Annotated in this window: 21 protein-coding genes; 10 read left to right on the top strand and 11 right to left on the bottom strand. The window is 56.7% G+C overall.

Annotated elements, in window-relative coordinates:
* Nucleotides 1–4: 4 nt before the first annotated feature.
* Nucleotides 5–748 (top strand): maleate cis-trans isomerase family protein, encoded by a 744-nt coding sequence (locus tag QOL67_RS17200; protein ID WP_283427219.1) that lies wholly within the window; start codon nucleotides 5–7, stop codon nucleotides 746–748.
* 84 nt (nucleotides 749–832) lie between these two features.
* Entirely contained in the window at nucleotides 833–1,795 is a 963-nt protein-coding gene (locus QOL67_RS17195) for an NAD(P)-dependent oxidoreductase (protein ID WP_283427218.1), read from the top strand.
* Between the two features lie 91 nt (nucleotides 1,796–1,886).
* On the opposite strand, the gene QOL67_RS17190 is transcribed toward QOL67_RS17195, so the two are convergent.
* The 3 genes from QOL67_RS17190 to QOL67_RS17180 all read right to left on the bottom strand — a co-directional run bounded on the left by QOL67_RS17190 (nucleotide 1,887) and on the right by QOL67_RS17180 (nucleotide 5,323).
* Nucleotides 1,887–2,801: a tyrosine recombinase XerC gene (locus QOL67_RS17190; RefSeq protein WP_283427217.1), complete on the bottom strand. Its 915-nt coding sequence runs from the start codon at nucleotides 2,799–2,801 to the stop codon at nucleotides 1,887–1,889.
* Nucleotides 2,798–3,508, bottom strand: coding sequence for a DUF484 family protein (locus tag QOL67_RS17185; protein ID WP_283427216.1), 711 nt, complete (start codon nucleotides 3,506–3,508; stop codon nucleotides 2,798–2,800). Before QOL67_RS17185 ends, QOL67_RS17190 begins: the two co-directional genes overlap by 4 nt.
* A gap of 186 nt (nucleotides 3,509–3,694) precedes the next feature.
* Complete coding sequence (locus tag QOL67_RS17180; RefSeq protein ID WP_283427215.1) at nucleotides 3,695–5,323, bottom strand: AMP-binding protein; 1,629 nt, start codon at nucleotides 5,321–5,323, stop codon at nucleotides 3,695–3,697.
* Nucleotides 5,324–5,679: 356 nt separating this feature from the next.
* On the opposite strand from QOL67_RS17180, the gene QOL67_RS17175 reads away from it, so the two are divergent.
* Complete coding sequence (locus tag QOL67_RS17175; RefSeq protein ID WP_283427214.1) at nucleotides 5,680–6,348, top strand: Hint domain-containing protein; 669 nt, start codon at nucleotides 5,680–5,682, stop codon at nucleotides 6,346–6,348.
* Nucleotides 6,349–6,413: 65 nt separating this feature from the next.
* Here QOL67_RS17175 and QOL67_RS17170 read toward each other — a convergent pair whose 3' ends face one another.
* The 8 genes from QOL67_RS17170 to QOL67_RS17135 all read right to left on the bottom strand — a co-directional run bounded on the left by QOL67_RS17170 (nucleotide 6,414) and on the right by QOL67_RS17135 (nucleotide 14,120).
* Nucleotides 6,414–8,612 (bottom strand): 3-hydroxyacyl-CoA dehydrogenase NAD-binding domain-containing protein, encoded by a 2,199-nt coding sequence (locus tag QOL67_RS17170; RefSeq protein WP_283427213.1) that lies wholly within the window; start codon nucleotides 8,610–8,612, stop codon nucleotides 6,414–6,416.
* Nucleotides 8,605–9,093 carry a cupin domain-containing protein gene (locus tag QOL67_RS17165; protein WP_283427212.1) on the bottom strand — a complete coding sequence of 163 codons (489 nt, stop codon included), beginning with the start codon at nucleotides 9,091–9,093 and terminating at the stop codon, nucleotides 8,605–8,607. The genes QOL67_RS17170 and QOL67_RS17165 overlap by 8 nt, the downstream gene beginning before the upstream one ends.
* The gene (locus QOL67_RS17160; protein WP_283427211.1) at nucleotides 9,093–10,304 is read right to left on the bottom strand and encodes an acetyl-CoA C-acetyltransferase; all 1,212 of its coding nucleotides are present in this window, start codon (nucleotides 10,302–10,304) and stop codon (nucleotides 9,093–9,095) included. The genes QOL67_RS17165 and QOL67_RS17160 overlap by 1 nt, the downstream gene beginning before the upstream one ends.
* Before the next feature lie 25 nt (nucleotides 10,305–10,329).
* Complete coding sequence (locus QOL67_RS17155) at nucleotides 10,330–10,968, bottom strand: glutathione S-transferase family protein (protein ID WP_283427210.1); 639 nt, start codon at nucleotides 10,966–10,968, stop codon at nucleotides 10,330–10,332.
* Between the two features lie 37 nt (nucleotides 10,969–11,005).
* Nucleotides 11,006–11,218: a hypothetical protein gene (locus QOL67_RS17150; RefSeq protein WP_283427209.1), complete on the bottom strand. Its 213-nt coding sequence runs from the start codon at nucleotides 11,216–11,218 to the stop codon at nucleotides 11,006–11,008.
* A 61-nt stretch (nucleotides 11,219–11,279) separates the two neighbouring features.
* Nucleotides 11,280–13,055, bottom strand: coding sequence for an acyl-CoA dehydrogenase C-terminal domain-containing protein (locus QOL67_RS17145; protein WP_283427208.1), 1,776 nt, complete (start codon nucleotides 13,053–13,055; stop codon nucleotides 11,280–11,282).
* 48 nt (nucleotides 13,056–13,103) lie between these two features.
* The gene (locus QOL67_RS17140; RefSeq protein ID WP_283427207.1) at nucleotides 13,104–13,505 is read right to left on the bottom strand and encodes a MerR family transcriptional regulator; all 402 of its coding nucleotides are present in this window, start codon (nucleotides 13,503–13,505) and stop codon (nucleotides 13,104–13,106) included.
* A 237-nt stretch (nucleotides 13,506–13,742) separates the two neighbouring features.
* Nucleotides 13,743–14,120: a MerR family transcriptional regulator gene (locus QOL67_RS17135; RefSeq protein ID WP_283427206.1), complete on the bottom strand. Its 378-nt coding sequence runs from the start codon at nucleotides 14,118–14,120 to the stop codon at nucleotides 13,743–13,745.
* A gap of 116 nt (nucleotides 14,121–14,236) precedes the next feature.
* Here QOL67_RS17135 and QOL67_RS17130 point away from each other — a divergent pair, with 116 nt between their 5' ends.
* The 7 genes from QOL67_RS17130 to QOL67_RS17100 all read left to right on the top strand — a co-directional run bounded on the left by QOL67_RS17130 (nucleotide 14,237) and on the right by QOL67_RS17100 (nucleotide 20,532).
* The gene (locus QOL67_RS17130; protein ID WP_283427205.1) at nucleotides 14,237–14,659 is read left to right on the top strand and encodes a PaaI family thioesterase; all 423 of its coding nucleotides are present in this window, start codon (nucleotides 14,237–14,239) and stop codon (nucleotides 14,657–14,659) included.
* A gap of 2 nt (nucleotides 14,660–14,661) precedes the next feature.
* Entirely contained in the window at nucleotides 14,662–15,171 is a 510-nt protein-coding gene (locus tag QOL67_RS17125) for a PaaI family thioesterase (protein WP_283427204.1), read from the top strand.
* On the top strand, nucleotides 15,164–16,498 hold the full coding sequence (locus QOL67_RS17120; protein ID WP_283427203.1) for an MATE family efflux transporter: 1,335 nt from the start codon (nucleotides 15,164–15,166) through the stop codon (nucleotides 16,496–16,498). Before QOL67_RS17125 ends, QOL67_RS17120 begins: the two co-directional genes overlap by 8 nt.
* A 157-nt stretch (nucleotides 16,499–16,655) precedes the next feature.
* On the top strand, nucleotides 16,656–17,819 hold the full coding sequence (locus tag QOL67_RS17115) for an isovaleryl-CoA dehydrogenase (RefSeq protein WP_283427202.1): 1,164 nt from the start codon (nucleotides 16,656–16,658) through the stop codon (nucleotides 17,817–17,819).
* Nucleotides 17,820–17,912: 93 nt separating this feature from the next.
* Nucleotides 17,913–18,419, top strand: a complete 507-nt coding sequence (locus tag QOL67_RS17110; RefSeq protein WP_283427201.1) for a lysozyme inhibitor LprI family protein — start codon at nucleotides 17,913–17,915, stop codon at nucleotides 18,417–18,419.
* The gene (locus QOL67_RS17105) at nucleotides 18,420–18,908 is read left to right on the top strand and encodes a lysozyme inhibitor LprI family protein (RefSeq protein WP_283427200.1); all 489 of its coding nucleotides are present in this window, start codon (nucleotides 18,420–18,422) and stop codon (nucleotides 18,906–18,908) included.
* Between the two features lie 16 nt (nucleotides 18,909–18,924).
* Nucleotides 18,925–20,532 carry a carboxyl transferase domain-containing protein gene (locus QOL67_RS17100; protein ID WP_283427199.1) on the top strand — a complete coding sequence of 536 codons (1,608 nt, stop codon included), beginning with the start codon at nucleotides 18,925–18,927 and terminating at the stop codon, nucleotides 20,530–20,532.
* Nucleotides 20,533–20,575 lie beyond the last annotated feature (43 nt).

Here is a 20,575-nt window from a genome sequence, read left to right as displayed (position 1 = left end):
GCTTATGGAAACTGTTCCTTTCACCCTCGGCACCCCGGCTTCTGGTTTAACCACCCTTGGCCTCATCGTGCTCAAGTTCGACGAAACACTGGAGCAAGACTTCCGCCGTCTCTTCCCGTCCGACGATCTCTCCATCTATACCAGCCGCGTGCCTTCTGACCCCGAAGTCACCCAGGACACGCTGCTGGAAATGTCCAAAACCCTGCCTGCCAGCGCATCCCTTTTCCCGCCTGCAGCCCGCTTCGACGTTGTCGGCTATGGCTGCACCTCCGGCACCACCATGATTGGTGCCGAGAAAGTTGCAAATCTCGTCAAACAAGGCGTGCAAACTCCCGCCGTAACCGATCCTCTCACCGCGTCAATCGCTGCCTGCAAAGCCTTGGACATCACCCGCCTTGGCATGGTCACGCCTTATGTCGAAAGCGTTTCTCTTCCCGTCAAACAGGCGTTTGAGGCCGCAGGCATTGCCGTGCCACATCTGGTGTCTTTTGGCGAAGCCGGCGAAGAAAACGTCGCCCGCATTGATGGCGCTTCTGTAAAAGCCGCCGCGCTGCAAGTTGGTCATCAAAACGTCGATGCGGTCTTCCTTAGTTGCACCAACCTGCAAACCCTAAATGTGATCGACAGTCTGGAAGCTGACCTCGACAAACCGGTGTTTGGCAGCAACCTTGCTTTGGCATGGCACATGGCGCAGCTCTCTGGCGCGAAACTCGCGACCACCGCGCCGGGAATACTGCTCAACTCCTAAAAACGTCCCCTGCTTGTCGGTATCAGACCTGCCCGTGCACCACACGCTGCGCAGTCTGAACGCAACAACTGGGAGTAAGGCCTCATGAAAATCGGCTTCATCGGATTGGGCAATGTCGGCGGCAAACTCTCCGGCAGCCTGCTGCGCAACGGCAAAGACCTTTACGTGCATGACCTCAACCCCGATCTGGTGGCGGAGAAAACCGCGGCAGGGGCCAAGCCTGTCTCCGGTCCCGCAGAAATGATGCGCCTCTGTGATGCCGTCATCACCTGCCTGCCATCTCCCGCCGCCTCCGATGCAGTCATGCAAGAGATGCTGCCCGAGGTCACAGCCGGTAAAATCTGGATGGAGATGTCCACCACGGATGAAGCAGAAGCCAAACGCCTCGGCGCGCTGGTGATCGCACGCGGCGGCGCGGCGGTGGATTGCCCTGTGTCTGGCGGCTGCCACCGTGCTGACACCGGCAATATCGCGATCTTCGCAGGCTGTGATCGCGACACTTTTGAGCGCATCCTGCCGCTGTTGACCACCATGGGCCGCCGCATCCTGCACACCGGCCCACTTGGCTCCGCCTCTGTGCTCAAGGTGGTCACCAACTACCTCGCCACTGCGCATCTCGTGGCCTCCGCCGAAGCGCTCACCACCTGTGCCGCGGCAGGCATGGATCTCAACACCGCTTACGAGGCGATCCGCATCAGCTCCGGCAACTCCTTCAGCCACGAAACCGAAAGTCAGGTCATTCTCAATGGCTCGCGTGACATCTCCTTCACTATGGATCTGGTCAAAAAGGACATCGGTCTCTTTCAGGAGGTCGCCGACAGGGCAGGGGTGCCACTTGAGCTTAATCCGCTGATGATCTCGATGTTTGACGACGCCATCGCCCGCTTTGGCGCGCGCGAGCTCAGCCCCAACATCATCAAACGCCTGGAAGAGGCCACAGGCCTCTCCGTCCTCGCCCCCGGCTTCCCGCCGGAGATGGTCGATGATGAACCCGAGGAACCTGGCTACGAGGTGATCCCGACTGGTACGCAACGCCCGCAGACTTAACCTTTGCACGCAACAAAACGCACCTCCGCAAAACAGTCGTGATACTGACAAGATACCGACATGAATTTTGCGCCAAAATAGAGAGGTTAACTCACGCCTTCGGATGGGTCTTGTTGTAGACTTCCATCAACCGCGCCGCATCGACCTGCGTATAAGCCTGTGTGGTGGACAATGACGCATGGCCCAAAAGCTCTTGGATCGCCCGTAAGTCCCCGCCAGCGCTTAACAAATGTGTGGCAAAGCTGTGTCGCATCGCATGTGGCGTTGCACTCGCAGGCAGGCCCAATTGCTGCCGTGTCTGCTGCATCACCTTTTGTACCTGACGTGGGTTAAGCGCTCGCCCACGCACCCCGCGAAACAAGGGAAGGTCTTCGCTAAGTGTATGAGGGCAAAGACGAATATACCGCGCCACCGCATCGCGTGCCGCATCGATCACCGGCACCACACGCTCTTTGCCACCTTTCCCAACAATGCGCAGCGCATTGGGCAACGGCACATCCGCACCGGTAAGGCCAAGCGCCTCAGAGATGCGCAACCCACATCCATAAAGCATTGTAACCACGGCGATATCCCGCGCGCCAACCCAGTCTTCCTGTGATTGAAACTCCACGGTTTCAATCACATCCTTGGCGGCATCTTCACTCAAAGGACGTGGCAGTTTGGCCTGAAATTTCGGCGCGCGTGTGGCCAGAACAGCCGTCGGATCACAGCCCTCTTTGTCGGCCAGCCAGCGGTAAAAACTCTTTACGGACGAGAGCTTACGCGCCAACGACCGTGGCGCAATGCCGCCGGATCGAGCACTCGCCATCCAGCTGCGCATGTCCGGCACACCCAGCTCCATCAAAGGCGCCAACCCCTGCGGCTCCCCTTTGTGCAGTGTCATAAAGGTCAGAAATTCAATCAGGTCAGTCTGATAAGCTGTAACGGTGTTCTCAGAGATTGCCTGCAACGCCGATTTGTGGGCCAGAAACCGCGCAACCGCGTCACTGGCCGCAGCGCTTATCACGCCAGCCAGCGGCGCATGGCACGCTCAAATACACCAGCAAAAAACGTCAACAGATCAGTGCCTTGCTGTGGCGTGAACTGATGTGGATCTTCTGCGCCCATCACCAGAAGCCCTGGCAACCGCCCGGAGCCAAAATCCAATTTCAAACAGGCTTCAGAGCGGATCCAATCGGCGTCGTCACCGTAGACCACCGAACCCCCACCCTGCATTTGGCGCAACGTCACCTGCCGCTGTGGTATATTACGTCCACCGGTCAGATAGTCTTCCACAAATCCAGGAGCCGCCGTCGACAAAACATCTCCCAACCGCGCGATATTGGCGTCGCCATCGGTTTCCGCCTCGGTTTCCAGAACCAGTCGCACCGCGTCCACGCGCAAAATATCGGCCACTTCACCGCCCAAATCGCGCAGAAAGCCTTCAAATTCAACAGGGTCAAGCATTCGCAGGATCGCACGGTGCACTTGATTGGTGCCGGCAAGATTGTCATAGGCTGCCGCGATCACGCTGCGATGGGTGTCTTCCAGGCGATCCAGACGCGATTCCAGCCGCTCCATGGCGATGCCGCGCAAGTCCACGATGTTGCCGCCCATGGTTTTCTCATTGGCGGCAATCAAGGCGCGCATCAGGTCGCGGTCTTCCAGAATTACATCGGGTTGCGAGATGATTTTCTCGCGCATGTCATCTTCGATTTTTGGAGTGCTGCTCATGTCGTCGCCATTTTTGGTCGTTGCGCCAACCTTATCAGAGCGTTTCAACAAATGCCGCAACTTTTTTGCACCGCAGCGCCAAGCTTGCGGGCTTTTGCCAGCGGCCTCATTTGGTTCCAAGCATTCTGGTGGGAGGCCCGGTCCGTGCGGGATGGGACGCGCCTCCCTCTTCCGGTTTGTGTCAGGTCACAGGCTCTTGGCTCTTTCACGCAAAGCAAACTTCTGAATCTTGCCGGTCGAGGTTTTGGGCAGCTCGCCAAACACCACCTTCTTGGGTGTTTTGAATCCCGCAAGCTGTTCACGCGCAAAGGAAATTACTTCTTTCTCCTCTGCGGCTTGCCCGTCCAGAAGCTCAACAAAGGCACAGGGAATTTCGCCCCATTTCTCATCCGGTTTTGCCACCACTGCGGCCAAATTCACTGCGGGGTGATGCATCAACACGCCTTCCACTTCAACCGAACTGATGTTCTCTCCGCCGGAGACAATGATATCTTTGGCGCGATCCGTGATCTGCACGTAGCTGTCCGGATGCTGAATTGCGATGTCACCGGAGTGGAAGTATCCCCCTTCAAAGGCTTCTTTAGTGGCTTTGGGGTTCTTCAGATACCCTTTCATCACCGCGTTACCTCGGATCATGATCTCGCCATCCGCCGCACCATCCATGGTGATCTGCTGCATCTTGTCGTTCAGCACTGTGATGTCGTCCATAAACGGCATCGCCACGCCTTGGCGGGCCTTAATGGCGGCGCGATCGTGCCCTTCAAGCGCACTCCAACGCGTGTCGTCCCACAAGCATTCGGTGGCGGGACCGTAAACCTCTGTCAGGCCGTAAACCTGCGTAATATGAAAGCCCATCGGCTCGATCTTGGCCAACGTGGCTGGGGCTGGAGGGGCACCGGCGGTGAAGACCTCAACCACATGATCAAACCCCCGGCGCTGGTCTTCCGGTGCATTGACCAGCATATTCAATACGATAGGTGCGCCGCCAAAATGGGTCACACCTTCGTTGGCAATCGCATCGAAAATCGCCGGTGCGGTGATGTCCCGGCAGCACACAATGGTGCCGCCCACCATCGGCATCATCCACGTGTGGCACCAGCCGTTGCAGTGAAACAGCGGCACAATGGTCAAATAGACCGGGTGCAGCGTCATGCGCCAGCTCAGAACCTGCCCCATCGCATTAAGGTAGGCACCACGGTGGTGATACACCACGCCTTTGGGTTGGCCTGTGGTGCCGGAGGTGTAGTTTAGCGCAATGCTCTCCCATTCGTCCTGTGGCATGATCCACTCAAATGCGGGATCGCCTTGTGCCAAAAGCTCTTCATAAGTCTGATGGCGTCCGGAGGCCGGATGGCCAGCCTCCGGTGCCGCCACTTCAATCAGCTTTGGCGCTGGCGTGCTCATGGCTGCGCAGACCGCTTCTGCCAGACCCAAAAACGCGCTGTCCACAAGCACCACTTTGGCTTCGCCATGTTCAAAGATGTAGGTGACGGTAGCCACATCCAAGCGGATGTTAATGGCGTTCAACACCGCGCCACAGGCGGGCACGCCAAAGTGCGCCTCGCAGGCAGCTGGCGTGTTGGGCAGAAGCGCAGCAACCACGTCGCCGGGTTTCACACCCAATTCAACAAGGCCGCTGGCCAGCTGGCTGCACCGTGCGTGATACTCCCGATAGGTTCGGCGAATCTCTCCATCGACCAGGGCTAGTCGATCAGGAAAGATTTTTGCCGCACGCTTCAGCCCCGACAGGGGGGACAAGGGCACATAATTTGCCGCGCATTTTTCCAAACCAGTTTCATCAGACATCCAACCCATCGGCGAACCCTCTCAAATAATGCTGGATGCAATCTTGCGGATGTCGTTTGAAAAGGGAAGTCGGTAATAATACGCACGTCAAATGCGCGCTCCATGAAATATTGGTGCGCTGAGCTTTGATTTTTTGAAGCATGACAATCATGCGCGTGGCTTGATGTCGTGTGGGAAACCTGTCTCAAATTTCATTTATTTTGCACATTCTTGCAGTTGAGCTAAATGCCCGATAGCGCGCTGGGATTGTTTACGAATTATAGAGGCGCGCGCCAAACAATCGGTCTTGCGGATAAATGCTTCCCTGACGTGGGGCATGTGATCCGGCGGAGTATTTGGATGGGGCCGAGTTTTCGGTGGTACACATGGTGGGAACAATTCGCGACAAGGCCCGGATGGCTTTGGCGGCCAGGCGTCGCCAATCCAATCTACGGCCAGTGATCACAACCACAGGGTGCGGTTTTGTGTCGGGCACCCGCGTGGTGACACCGGGGGGCTGGGCCACGGTGGACAGCCTTCATGTTGGCGATGAGGTGCTCACCTTTGACGCAGGGTTTCAGCGCATCACCGCATTGGTGTCTGACCCGATCTTCAGCCATGATCATATGGCACCACGTAAGCTTTGGCCATTGTTTGTCCCTGTCGGGGCGCTGGAAAATCGGCGTGATCTTCTGGTGCAACCGGGAGAGGGCGTCTTGGTGGAAAGCCCACAGGTGCGCGACAAATGGGGGGATCCCTTTTCGGTCATTCCTGGCGCTGCTTTAGACGTGATTGACGGAACCTACCGTGTAGAGCCCGCGACGCCGCTCAAGGCCATCCTGCCGGTTTTCGCCGAAGATCAGATGGTCTTTGTGAACGGCGGGGCGCTGTTGTTTTCACAGTGTATTTGGGGCGTGCGCGCCGGAGTGCGCCCTCGGTTTGGCGCTGCGGCTAACTACAATATGGTGCCTGTGGAACGGGCGATGACCATGCTGGAAACCGGCGCCATTCGGAATGTGACTGTGAAGCCTGAGATGATGTTGGCAGCGGCATAGCCTGCGCCCAAAAGAAAACACCCGGCAACCAAAGCTTCCGGGCGTTTCATTTTTAGTCGAGGCGTTTACGCAGCGGCCTTGGCGTTTGGACCAAAGCGGCCATAGAAGGTCTCACCTCGGTCCGCCATCTCACGCAGCAGCGGTGGACAAGCAAAGCGATCGCCAAACTTCTCCGCCAGTTGGTCACAGCGTTCCGCCGCCCAAGCTGCGCCGACGATGTCGAGCCAGCTAAACGGGCCACCGGACCACGGCATGAAGCCCCACCCCAGGATCGCGCCCACGTCACCTTCACGGATGTCTTCCAGAACGCCCGCTTCCAGCGCGCGCACGGCTTCAAGAACCTGCGCAAAAATCAGACGGTGCTGCACTTCGATCAGGTCAGGCTGGTCTTCCAGAAGCGGGAACTTCTCGTTGAAGCCGGTCCAGTAGTCGCCGCGTTTCCCCTTCTCATCATAGTCAAAGAAGCCAGCCTTGGCTTTGCGGCCCAAGCGACCTTCTTCGACCATCCAGAACGTCACATCATCCGCGACAGACGCTGGATAGGCATCACCCATGGCGGCTTTGGTGGCTTTGGCAATTTTAGCGCCAAGATCCAGAGAGGTCTCATCCACCAGTTGGATTGGCCCCACCGGGAAGCCCAGCAGCTGCGCGGCATGGTCCAGAAGTGGACGCCCCACACCTTCGCCCGCCATCATCACACCTTCGTTGATGTAGGGGATGATGCAACGGTTGGCGTAGAAGAAGCGCTCGTCGTTCACAACAATCGGTGTCTTGCGGATCTGACGCACATAGTCGAGCGCTTTCGCCACCGCACGGTCGCCGGTTTCTTTGCCTTTGATGATTTCCACCAGCGCCATTTTTTCAACTGGGGAGAAGAAGTGGATGCCGATGAATTGCTCTTTGCGTACAGAAGCTTCGGCCAGACCGGTGATTGGCAGGGTCGAAGTGTTTGAGGCAAAGATCGCGTCCTCAGGAATGATTGCCTCGACCTTTTTGGTCATCTCGGCTTTCACGCCCACATCTTCGAACACGGCTTCGATGATCAGATCGACGTCAGACAAGGTATCCAGGTCGGTGGTGGCGGTGATGCGGCCCAACATGGCCTCTTTTTTCTCCGCCGTGACTTTGCCGCGCTTGATGCCTTTGTCGAGATAGGTCTCGGAGTAGGACTTGCCGCGGTCGGCCGCCTCCTGGTTGGTGTCGATCAGCACAACATCCATGCCCGCTTGAGCGGATACCAGAGCAATGCCTGCACCCATCATACCCGCGCCTAGAACGCCAACCTTTTTGACGGTCTGATCCGGTACGTCAGGACGGTTTGCGCCTTTTTCCAGTGCTTCCTTGTTGATGAACAAAGACTGGATCATCGCAGAGGAGGACGGGTTCATCAGCACGTTCACAAACCAACGGGCTTCGATCTTGAGTGCGGTGTCGAATGGAACCTGCGCGCCTTCGTAGGCGGCAGACAGCAGCGCCTTGGCAGCTGGATAAACGCCCCACGTGTTTCCATTGACCATGGCAGACGCACCAGCGTAGGTCATGAAGCCGGCAGGGTGATACGGCTCACCGCCCGGCATCTTGTAGCCCTTGGCATCCCATGGTTTCAGGATGTCTTTGTCAGTTGCGGACAGTACCCATTCGGTTGCCGCAGCTACCGGATCGTCCACCACCTCGTGGATGATGCCCGCGGATTTGGCTTTCTTCGGATCGACCATCTTGCCTTGCAGCAGGAACGGCGAGGCCGCCATGGCGCCCATCATGCGGATGAAACGCGTGGTGCCGCCCATGCCCGGGAAGATGCCAACCATGATTTCCGGCAGGCCGATTTTGGCCTTTGGGTTGTCAGCCGCAAAGATGCGGTGGGTTGCCAACGGCAGTTCCAGACCAATGCCAAGCGCGGTGCCGGGCAGGGCGGACGCAATTGGCTTGCCGCCCTTGTTGGTTTTGGGGTCCATGCCCGCGCGCTCAATTTTGCGCAGGAACTTGTGGCCCATCATGGTGAAGTCAAACAGGGCCTGCGCAGGTTCATCACCAGCGTCTGCGCGGATGGAACCAAGCACATTCAGGTCCATCCCACCGGCAAATGTGTCTTTGCCGGACGTGATCACCGCGCCTTTGATATCGTCATTGCTCAGCACTTCGTCGATGCAGGCTTCCAAGTCGCCAAAAGCTTCGCGGCTCAGCACGTTCATGGACTTGCCAACCACGTCCCAGGTGATGATGGCGACACCGTTGTCGCCGACGTTCATTGTGAAATCAGTCATTTTTGTCTCCGATCTGGTCAGCCGTCAGCGGGCTGCCGTCTTTTCGGGTGAAGGAATAGCCGTCGGCATCCACTTCCACCTTCATGTCGATATCGCTGTAGATAGCGGTCTCTGTCGGGGTGCGCGTGCCAACCACCAAGAAGGCAGCAGGCACGTCGGATTTGTTGATCAGGTGATGGCCATTGGCGTCGCCCGCCGGGAAGGCGGCGCAATCGCCGGGGCGCATCACATGCTCACCGTCATCGTCAATCAGGACCAATTCGCCTTCCGTCATCATCAGGAACTCGTCCTGTTGGATGTGGTAGTGGCGTAGCGAAGATTGCGCGCCCGGCTGCAGAGTGACGATGTTGACGCCAAACTGCGTGATACCGCTTGGATCTCCCAGGGCTTGGGCGGAACGGCCTTCAAAGCCGTCCGACAACTTGCCCGGGTAGGAGCAATTCGAATGGCTCGGAAGTTGCGAAAGGTCCAGCTTGGGCATTACACGCGCTCGATGATGGTTGCGGCGCCCATGCCTGAGGCGATGCACAGCGTGGCCAGACCGGTTTCTTTGTCCTGACGCTCCAGCTCATCCAGCAAGGTGCCAATGATGATCGCGCCGGTTGCGCCCAGTGGGTGACCCATCGCGATGGAACCGCCGTTGACGTTGATTACGTCGGAGTCGACGTCAAACGCCTGCTGGAAACGCATCACAACAGAGGCAAAGGCTTCGTTGACTTCGAACAGGTCGATGTCGCTGATTGCCATGCCAGCATCTTTCAGGATCTTTTGCGTTGCAGGCACCGGACCGGTCAGCATGATGGTTGGGTCGAGGCCAATTTTGCAGGTCTGACGGATCTTGGCACGTGGCTTGATACCGTATTTCTCACCAAACTCTTTGTTGCCGATCAGCACGCCAGCAGAGCCGTCCACGATGCCGGAGGAGTTCCCCGCGTGGTGGATGTGGTTGATCTTCTCAAGATGCGGGTACTTCATGATCGCCAACTTGTCGAAGCCGGGCATCACTTCGCCCTGTTCCTTAAACGCAGGCTTCAGGCCACCGAGGGATTGCATGTCGGTGCCCGGACGCATGTATTCGTCGCGGTCCAGAATGGTCAGGCCGTTGATGTCCTTGACCGCCACGATGGACTTATCAAACCGGCCTTCGTCCCACGCCATTGCAGCGCGGCGCTGGGATTCTACCGCCAACTGGTCCGCCTGATCACGGGTGAAACCGTATTCGGTTGCGATGATGTCTGCCGAAATACCCTGCGGTACAAAATACATGTCCATAGCGACAGACGGATCCACCGCAATCGCGGCTCCGTCAGAGCCCATTGGCACGCGGCCCATCATTTCCACACCACCGGCGATATAGGCATCCCCTGCACCGCCTTTGATTTGATTGGCGGCTAGGTTCACAGCTTCCATGCCGGACGCGCAGAAGCGGTTGATCGCCAGGCCGGGGATCATTTCGTCCAGGTCTGAGGCCAAAACAGCCGTTCGCGCGAGGCAGCCGCCTTGTTCTTTTACCTGGGTCACGTTGCCCCAAATCACGTCTTCGACGGCGTGGCCCTCTAGGCCATTACGTTCTTTGAGGCTGTTGAGCACGGTTGCAGACAGCGCAACGGAAGTCACCTCGTGCAGGCTGCCGTCTTTGCGGCCTTTGCCACGCGGTGTACGCACGGCGTCATAGATATAGGCTTCGGTCATTGTGGTCTCCTATTATCAGGCGAGATCAAGCGCGGTCCGCGGGGGAGCCGGGCATCAGGTCGTAGGGGTGTTTCCACCCCGGCGTTTGCGAAATATTGGTCAGCCAACGGTCAATGTTTGGCCAGTCAGCACGGTCAAAACCAAAGGGCTCTGGGTAATAGAGATAGCCACAACAGGTCAGATCGGCGTTGGTCAGGCTGTCGCCCACAATCCAATCGCGTCCTTCCAGATGCTTGTTGAGCACATCATAGGCGGCTTTGAGGCGCGCCTGATGAAAGGCAATCACCTCTTTGGGCTGTTTTTCAGGTGGCAGGAAATGCATCAAGAAACGAGTCATGCCAGCGACGGCACTGAGCTTGTGATTGTCCCAGAACTGCCAGCGCAGAATTTCACGGCGTTCGTCTGCGTCTTTGCCACCAAATTTGCCGGACTTCTCCGACACGTAGTCTTGGATCACGGAGGATTGTGTCAGGCTAAAGTCACCGTCGACAAGCACTGGCGCTTCTCCCATCTCGTTGACGTTTTGCCGGTATGCGTCAGATCGAGTTTCGCCAGCAAAGAAATCCACCTTCACCGGCTCCCAGTCGAGGCCGGACAATTCCAAAGCCAGCGCGGCCTTGTAGGAATGGCCACTTTCCCCAAAACAGTAGAGTTTGATTGTCATGCCGTCCTCCCCTTGGCAATTCTGGTCACGCAAAAGATCACCGCTTTCGGGCATCCAAAGTAGCGTTGAACTGGCGCAAGCGATGCGCCAGCTGTTCGTCATCGGTCACAGCGTCAAAGTTCTCAAACAGAAACGACAGCGCTTCGCCTTCGTCCAGACCGGCTTCTGACGCAAAACTGCGGAGTTTCCGGTAACCATCCTCTGTCATTGCAACAGGGAAACGACGGGTCAGTTTGAAACGTTTGGGCATCTGTCCTCCACAGTCACGCCAATAAACAAGGGCAGGGCGGGGAAGCCCCCGCCCAACCGGATCAGAACTGGTCTGCGGCCAATGCCATCACGGTGTCGCCACCGGACTGGATGCGCGCCAGGTGCATGCCGGTCGCTGGCAGGCGACGTGCCATGTAGTAGCGGCCGGTGGTCAGCTTGGTCTCGTAGAAGGTTTTGTCTTCGGCACCAGAGGCCAATGCTGCGTTTGCGGCTTTGGCCATCTGGGCCCACATCAGGCCCAGGCAAACATGACCGAAGAGATGCATGAAGTCGTTGGAACCAGACAGAGCATCGTTCGGGTTCTTCATGCCAGCCTGCATGAAGTACATGCCAGCGGCTTGCAGATCCTTGGAGGCTTGCTTGAGTGGGCCAACAAAATCTTTCAGCGCTTCGTCTTCGCCGTTTTCTTTGCAGAAGGTTTTGACCAACTCAAAGAACGCCATCACATGCTTGCCACCATCGGTAGCAAGCTTGCGGCCTACGAGGTCCAGGGCCTGAACGCCGTTGGCGCCCTCATAAATCATCGCAATCCGCGCGTCGCGGGTGAACTGGCTCATGCCGTGCTCTTCGATGTACCCGTGGCCGCCATAAACCTGCTGGGCTTTGACTGTCATGTCGTAGCCTTCATCGGTCAGGAAACCTTTGATGACCGGGGTCATTAGCGAGACCAGACCGTCGGCGTCTTTGTCACCTTTGCGGTGGGATTCATCGAGCAGTTTTGCACCCCACAGGATGAACGCACGGCCAGCTTCCACAAAAGATTTCTGATCCATCAGCGAGCGACGGATGTCTGGGTGTACGATTAGCGGATCAGCTGGACCGTCAGGGTTTTCCACGCCAGTCACAGCCCGGCCTTGCAGGCGGTCTTTCGCGTAATCAACGGCGTTCTGATACGCCACTTCAGCTGCGGATAGACCTTGCATGCCCACACCCAGACGCGCTTCGTTCATCATGGTGAACATGGCACGCATGCCTTTGTTCAGGTCACCCAGCAGGTAGCCTTCGGCTTCATCGTAATTCAGCACACAGGTTGAGTTGCCGTGGATGCCCATCTTCTCTTCGATGCTGCCCACAGACACGCCATTGCGCGCGCCAATGGTGCCTGCGTCATCCACGAGGAACTTGGGCACGATGAAGAGGGAGACTCCTTTGATACCTTCAGGGCCACCGGGCACTTTGGCCAACACAAGGTGGACAATGTTATCGGCCATGTCGTGATCGCCGGCAGAGATAAAGATTTTCTGACCCGTGATTTTGTAGCTGCCGTTGTCCTGCGGCTCCGCTTTGGTACGCATCAGGCCTAGATCCGTGCCGCAGTGAGGCTCGGTCAGGTTCATGGTGCCGGTCCACTCACAAGAAACCATGTTTGGCAGCCACTTGTTTTTCTGCTCATCGGTGCCGTGCGCGAGGATGGCAGCGGCTGCACCATGGGTTAGACCCTGATACATTGTGAAGGCCTGGTTGGAGGAAGAGAACATCTCACCCACCGCGGTGCCAAGTACTTGGGGCATGTTCTGGCCGCCGTACTCTTCGGGCATGTCCAATCCGGGCCAGCCACCTTCTTTTACTTGGTCAAACGCGGCCTTAAAGCCGGTTGGCGTATACACAACACCATTTTCCAAACGACAGCCTTCTTGGTCGCCAACAACGTTCAGTGGAGCCAGAACTTCGCCGGTCAACTTGCCGGCTTCTTCGAGCACAGCGTTGGTGAAATCGGCATCCAATTCGTCATAGCCGGGGATGTCGGAGTTGGAGATGTTCAGCACGTCATGCAGTACAAACTGCAGGTCTTTTACGGGCGCGGTATAGATCGGCATATAGCTTTTCCCTTTGGATGATCCGAGACGGAAATTGGTATTTGACGCTTACTGAGCAGCGTCTTTTTGCGTTGTGAGATCGGTGAGAAACTGTTCACCCCATTTGAGCTGTTCGCGTAGATCGTCGATCGCTTCGTTCAGCTCGTCGCGTTGCTCTTCCATATCTTTGAGGCGGTGCTTGGCCACTTCATAGGTGCGTTGCATTTGGGTCGCCTGCTGGTCACCCATGTCATATAGGTCGAGCAGTTGGCGGATTTCTTCGAGAGAAAACCCAAAACGCTTACCGCGTAAGATAAGTTTTAGCCGGGCTCGATCACGTTTGGTGAACAAACGCTTCTGGCCCTCGCGAACGGGGAACAAGAGTTCCTTGGACTCGTAAAAACGCAGGGTACGAGGGGTCACGTCGTAGACGTCACACATCTCGCGAATGGTCATCGTTTCTTCGCTCATCGTTGCGTCCTTTCTCACGGAAGTTGGGAACAAAATGGGCTTCGGGAACTGAGATACTATACAGCTTGACGTTAACGTAAGTAAGACGTCACGTCACAATTTGAAGTGACGTAGGATCAGTTTTTTCTGCTTAAGCGACATCCTGCGCATTCAAGCAGTTGACCGTTTGCAAAGGAAAAGGCGCCCAATGGGCGCCCAAGCTGGTGGTGAAAAGTTCTGCAGCCGATAGGTTGCAGGCTATGTTGCTTTGGTCAGAAAACCGGCGGTTTCGTCTCTCAACTCCTTCAGCTCCCGCATTGCCTCATCCAGTTGTTGGCGCTGTTCCTCAAGCTCGGCCATTTGGCGGTCAGCCATTTCTACAAAAGCTTGCATCTGTGCCGAGGTGCCATCGTTCTCATAAATCATGAGCCACTGGCGGATGTCCTCCAGCTTAATGCCGAAACGTCGGCCACGCATGATTAGGGTCATACGGGCGATCTCACGGGGGCCAAAATACCGGCTGCGTCCTTCACGTTCCGGCTGCAAGAGCTCAATATACTCATAGTAACGCAGCGTTCTGGGCGTGACGTCAAAACGGGCGCACATTTCCTTAAAAGTCATGCGAGTATCAGACATTTGCGGGGCCTCCTTGGAGGCGAAACTTAGTTTGCATCCGCAGCAAGAGCAACCGCCCCCTTGAAGCCAGCGACAAATGGCGCCCATAAAGGACCAAATCCAGTTGGAGGCAGGGCATGGAACCTGACAAGGCAAAAATGGCGGAGCATTTCATCAATGCGATTCCCCATTGCAAGGCGCTGAATATGCGGCTGACCGGCATTGGCGCTGGGCACGCAGAAATGGAGCTGCCGTACGACAAACGTATTGTGGGGGATCCGGAAACGGGTGTGCTGCACGGTGGCGCTGTGTCTGCGCTGATGGATACGTGCTGCGGTGCGGCCGCCATGTGTCATCCGTCGTCCCCGTCTGGCACTGCGACTATCGATTTGAGAATTGACTATATGCGCGCTGCTACACCCGGCCAAAATGTGCGCACAAAAGCAGAGTGTTATCATATCACCCGGTCAGTGGCTTTTGTACGTGCAACCGCTTTTGACGATGACGACAGCCGTCCTGTTGCCACGGCGACAGGCGCCTTCACGGTGCAAAGGAAATGAGTATGTCGCGTAACCGTCCAGAACCCGTTCAAGTCGTTAAACAGCGCCGTGACGCCGCTATGTCGGCCCTGGTCCATGGGGTGCCGTACATCAATTTTCTGGGAATTGAGTTTGAGCGCCGTGGCGACGAACTCACCGCCATTCTGCCATTTGATGACAAGCTGATTGGCAATCCGCTTTTACCCGCCATTCATGGGGGGGTGACCGCCGGTTTCCTTGAGACTACAGCCGTCATTGGTTTGGCTTGGTCCGGCCTTTGGGGCGACATCGAAAGTGGCCGTATTTCTCTGGAAAGCCTGACTGAAGGCCATTTGCCACGTCTGCCCAAAACCATTGATTTTACAGTGGACTATCTTCGGTCAGGTTTGCCGCGTGATGCCTATGCCCGCGCTCGTGTGAACCGCTCCGGTCGTCGTTACGCGTCGGTACATGTTGAGGCTTGGCAGGATCAACGCGCTGTTTTGTTTGCGCAGGCCACTGGCCATTTTCTGATGCCCTCTAAAGATGAGTGAAACATCCACGGCGACCGGCGTTGGGGAGATCTCGCATCGGCGTATCCTGCACACTGCCCTTCCGATTGTGCTGTCCAACGCCACGGTTCCTATTCTTGGGGCTGTGGACACCGGTGTTGTGGGGCAGTTGGGCGAAGCGGCCCCTATTGGCGCCGTTGGCATTGGTGCGGTTGTTCTGGCAGGGCTTTATTGGATTTTTGGGTTCCTGCGGATGGGCACCACGGGCCTAACCGCGCGCGCAAAAGGTGAGGGTCGGCAAGGCGAAGTCGCGGCAATGCTCACGCGTGCTGTGATGATTGGTGTGGCCGCGGGGCTTCTGCTTGTCGTTGGCCAGGTTTGGTTTTTCCGTGCCGCCTTTTGGTTGTCTCCCGCGTCTCCGGAAGTTGAGATACTTGCCCACCGGTATTTGCAAATCCGCATCTGGTCCGCCCCAGCGGCGATCGCCTTATTTGGTCTTACTGGCTGGTTGATTGCGCAGGAACGCACAAAAGCCGTTCTTGTCATTCAGCTCTGGATGAACAGCGTCAATATCCTGTTGGACCTGTGGTTTGTATTGGGGTTGGATTGGGGTGTGGAAGGGGTAGCTATCGCCACTGTGATCGCAGAGCTGACGGGGTGCGGCCTTGCGGTTTGGCTCTGTCGCGATGTTTTTGGCAATCCGGCATGGAGAGACAGAGCGCGGGTGTTTGATCCAATTGCCTTGCGCGAAATGGCGTCGGTCAACGGCGACATATTGCTGCGTTCGCTGATGTTGCAGGCAATTTTCATGTCCTTTCTGTTTTTTGGCGCAGACTTTGGGGATGACACTTTGGCGGCCAATCAGGTGCTGCTGCAGTTTCTGTATGTCACCGCTTATGCGTTAGATGGCTTTGCTTTTGCGGTAGAAACACTCGCGGGTCAGGCCTTTGGAGGGAAAGATCGCGCCGGGTTACGTCGCGCAACTTATCTGGCCTCGCTCTGGGCCGTATTGGGGTCTCTTTTGATTGCGATAACCTACTGGATTGCCGGTGGATGGATCGTCGACTTAATGACCACGTCAGAGGCCTTGCGCATTTTGGCGCGCGAGTACCTGTTTTGGGTTGTCCTGTCCCCACTTCTGGGCGTTGCACCTTTTATGTTGGATGGTGTTTTTATCGGTGCGACGCAGACAAAAGACATGCGCAACATGATGTTGCTGTCCACAGTGATCTATTTTTGTTCTCTGGCAATTTGTGTGCCGCTTTGGGGGAACCATGGGCTGTGGCTTGCTTTGATGATCAGCTTTGTAGCGAGGGGTGCCACGCTTGCCATGCGGTACCCGGCATTGGAGGCTCGCGCAGCAAGCTAGCACGGAACCCGCCAGAACCATTGAAATCTATGAGAGGCGGCGCGGATTTGCGTCGCCTCTTTTTTGCTGCGCTGTGTGTATCGCGAAAATTTCTTGATCCAGAAAGCGACTCGGTCTAGTTATTGAACAACTGTTCAATAACCGGAGGGGATGCCCCATGTTCATGCACACGATGAATTTTGATCTGGGTGAAGACGTCAACGCACTGCGCGAGATGGTGCATCGCTTTTCGCAAGAGCGGATTAAGCCAATGGCGGCGGACATAGATCTGAAAAACGAGTTCCCCAACGAGCTTTGGAAAGAGTTTGGTGAATTGGGCTTGCTGGGGGTCACCGTTCCGGAAGAATTTGGCGGGGCCGGCATGTCCTACCTGGCACATGTGATTGTGGTGGAAGAAATCACTCGGGCGTCGGCCTCCGTCGCGCTGTCCTACGGTGCGCACTCCAACCTTTGTGTGAACCAAATTAAACTCAACGGCACCGATGAGCAGCGCGCCAAATACCTGCCGCGCCTGCTGTCCGGTGAGCATGTTGGCGCGTTGGCAATGTCTGAGCCTTCTGCCGGCTCAGATGTGGTGTCGATGAAGTTGCGCGCGGAAAAGCGCAACGACCGTTTTGTGCTGAATGGCAACAAATATTGGATCACCAACGGCCCAGATGCCGACACGCTGGTGGTCTATGCCAAAACTGATCCAGATGCCGGCCCGCGCGGCATCACGGCCTTCTTGATTGAAAAAGAGATGAAAGGTTTCTCGACCTCTCCTCACTTTGACAAATTGGGCATGCGTGGATCCAATACTGCCGAGCTTATCTTTGAAGATGTTGAAGTGCCGTTTGAGAACATCCTAGGCGAAGAAGGCAAGGGCGTTGCCGTGCTGATGTCTGGTTTGGATTACGAGCGCGTTGTGCTTGCCGGTATCGGCACAGGTATCATTGCGGCTTGTCTGGATGAAATTATGCCTTACATGGTTGAGCGCAAACAGTTCGGCCAATCCATCGGCAACTTCCAACTGATGCAGGGAAAAATTGCGGATATGTATACTGCGATGAACTCGGCTCGCGCTTATGTGTACGAATGCGCTAAGGCCTGTGACGAAGGTCGCATCACCCGTCAGGACGCGGCGGCTTGCTGCCTTTATGCATCAGAAGCCGCGATGACCCAAGCCCATCAAGCAGTGCAGGCCATGGGAGGTGCGGGCTACCTGTCCGACAATCCGGTGGGTCGGATTTTTCGTGATGCCAAGCTGATGGAAATTGGCGCAGGTACCAGCGAAATCCGCCGTATGCTGATCGGTCGCGAGCTGATGGCGGCACAGGCGTAAGAGCTCTCATGGGCGTGATTGTTTTGCAGGGTAGAGCGGCGACCTCGTTCCCGCTTATCCTGACAGAATGAAACGTTTGAAAGGCGGTAAATCATGTGGAAGATCGTGACCTTTTCAGCTGCTGTGGCCACTGGCGTTGCAGTATCAGCCGAAGAATTAACCAGCCTGAGCCCTGCAGCTACGGAGCGGTGTCTCGCCGAAATGACCGAAAACCAGAACCCGACCTCTTGCATTGGCAGTTCGGCCAATCTCTGCATGGAAACCACTGAGGGTGGCTGGTCCACCTACGGCATGAGCCATTGTCTTGATCAAGAGCGGCAATATTGGGACGACCGCCTCAATGCCGCCTACAAAAACGTGCGCACAAAACGCAAAGCCACGGACACGGAAATGGCTGAACTCGGTTCTGCCGCACCGTCGCAGGGGGATGCACTCAAAAAAATGCAGCGTGCCTGGATCGCTTATCGCGACGCCACTTGTGACTATGAGCGCTCCCTGTGGGGCGGCGGTACTGGCGGTGGTCCTGCCACAGTCAGTTGCCTGATGTATTTGACGGCTGAACAGGCGCTCTACTTGGAAGCAGACGGGTTGGTGGATTAAATGAAGGTGTTGGGTTTTTTACTGGGCTTGACCGTCCTAAGTGGCGTTCCCTTGGCGCAGGCTGAGGGTGTGTCGGTTTCTGCGGATTTGATAGGTTCATGTCTTTCGGGCCTAGAACGCGAAAAGGATAAGCGGATTTGTGTGGGTTTGGCTGCGCAAAATTGCGCTCAATCCGGAGAGCTCAGTGCCTGCTTAGATGCGGAAATCGCCTATTGGGAGGCACGGCTGACCGTCGGCTTTGGCATGGCTCTTGATCGGGCGCAGGGGAAAGACAGCGATGCGGTCAGTTTGGAACTGGAGACGCGAGATCAAGCTGTCGCGCTGCGCACCGCGCAAGACAGCTGGCAGGCTTACCGAAGGGCGACATGCGCCTTTGAACAAACTCTGTGGGAGACGGGAGCGGCGTCTAGCCCGGAGGCACAAGGCTGTCACTTGTACCTCACCGCTGAGCAGACTTTTTACCTCGAAGCTGTGGCTTTGATCGAATGAGAAACGGAAAGAACCGATGAGCAAATTGCAATCCAAGGTCATCACCGCGTCTGAGGATTTTGCCGCCAATCGCGTGGCACATCTGGAGATGATCGAGACAGTGCGCGAGGTTGCGGAAGCGGCCCGCATGGGGGGGGGCGAGAAATCCCGCGCCCGTCATGAAAGTCGGGGCAAGATGTTGCCACGTCGTCGCGTGGCTGGCTTGCTTGATCCGGGCTCACCGTTTTTGGAAGTGGGCGCGACAGCTGCGCATGAGATGTATGATGGTGCAGCACCTTGTGCCGGTGTGGTTGCCGGGATCGGTCGGGTGCACGGTCAAGAGGTCATGGTGGTCTGCAATGATGCCACTGTGAAAGGCGGCACATATTATCCGATGACCGTCAAGAAACACCTGCGCGCGCAGGAGATTGCCGAGCAGAACAACCTGCCTTGTGTTTATTTGGTGGACAGCGGCGGTGCAAATCTGCCGCAACAAGATGAAGTCTTCCCAGATCGTGATCACTTTGGCCGCATCTTCTATAATCAAGCCAATATGTCCGCCAAAGGCATTCCTCAGATTGCCGTTGTCATGGGGTCCTGCACTGCAGGCGGCGCCTATGTGCCCGCCATGTCCGACGTGACGATCATTGTAAAAGAGCAGGGCACGATCTTCCTTGCAGGTCCGCCACTGGTGAAAGCCGCTACGGGCGAAGTTGTGAGTGCCGAAGATCTGGGTGGCGGCGACGTGCACACGCGCCTGTCTGGTGTGGCGGATTATCTGGCGGATGATGACACCCACGCCTTGGCACTGGCACGGGATGCTTTGAAACATCTCAACCGCACCAAGCCACAGACTGTGGACTGGCAAGCGCCGGAAGAGCCTGCTTACGACCCCGAGGAAATCCTCGGTGTGGTGCCGGGTGGCTTGCGCACGCCATATGACATCCGCGAAGTCATTGCCCGCGTGGTCGACGGCTCCCGCTTTGATGAATTCAAAAAACGCTTTGGCGAAACGCTGGTCTGCGGTTTTGCGCACGTGAAAGGCTGTCCCGTTGGCATCATTGCCAACAACGGTGTGCTCTATTCCGAAAGTGCGGCCAAAGGGGCGCATTTTGTCGAACTCTGCTCCCAACGTGGCATCCCGCTGGTGTTCTTGCAAAATATCACCGGCTTTATGGTGGGGCAGAAGTACGAAGCCGAAGGTATCGCGCGGCACGGTGCCAAGCTGGTGACAGCTGTGGCCACCACCAAAGTGCCAAAAATCACCATGCTGGTTGGCGGATCTTTTGGGGCCGGTAACTACGGTATGGCCGGTCGGGCGTATTCACCACGGTTCTTGTGGAGTTGGCCAAACTCTCGGATTTCCGTGATGGGCGGCGAGCAGGCCGCTGGCGTGCTGGCCACGGTGAAACGCGATGCAATCGAGCGCCAAGGTGGGGAATGGTCGGCAGCAGAAGAGGCCGCCTTCAAACAGCCGACGCTTGATATGTTTGAGGAACAAAGCCATCCGCTTTACGCCTCCGCCCGCCTCTGGGACGACGGCATTGTTGATCCGCGCAAAACCCGTGATGTGCTGCATCTGAGCCTCACGGCGTCCCTGAACGCTAAGATAGAAGAGACCAAGTTCGGCGTGTTCCGGATGTAATCTTGCTCTTTCCCAAAATTTCCCCGGGGGACCGGGGGCAGGC

Origin of the sequence: Shimia sagamensis (assembly GCF_900182745.1) — a bacterium.
Taxonomy (GTDB): domain Bacteria; phylum Pseudomonadota; class Alphaproteobacteria; order Rhodobacterales; family Rhodobacteraceae; genus Shimia; species Shimia sagamensis.
Note: the sequence above shows the minus strand (reverse complement) of the source record. Positions and strands in the feature narration are given on the sequence as shown.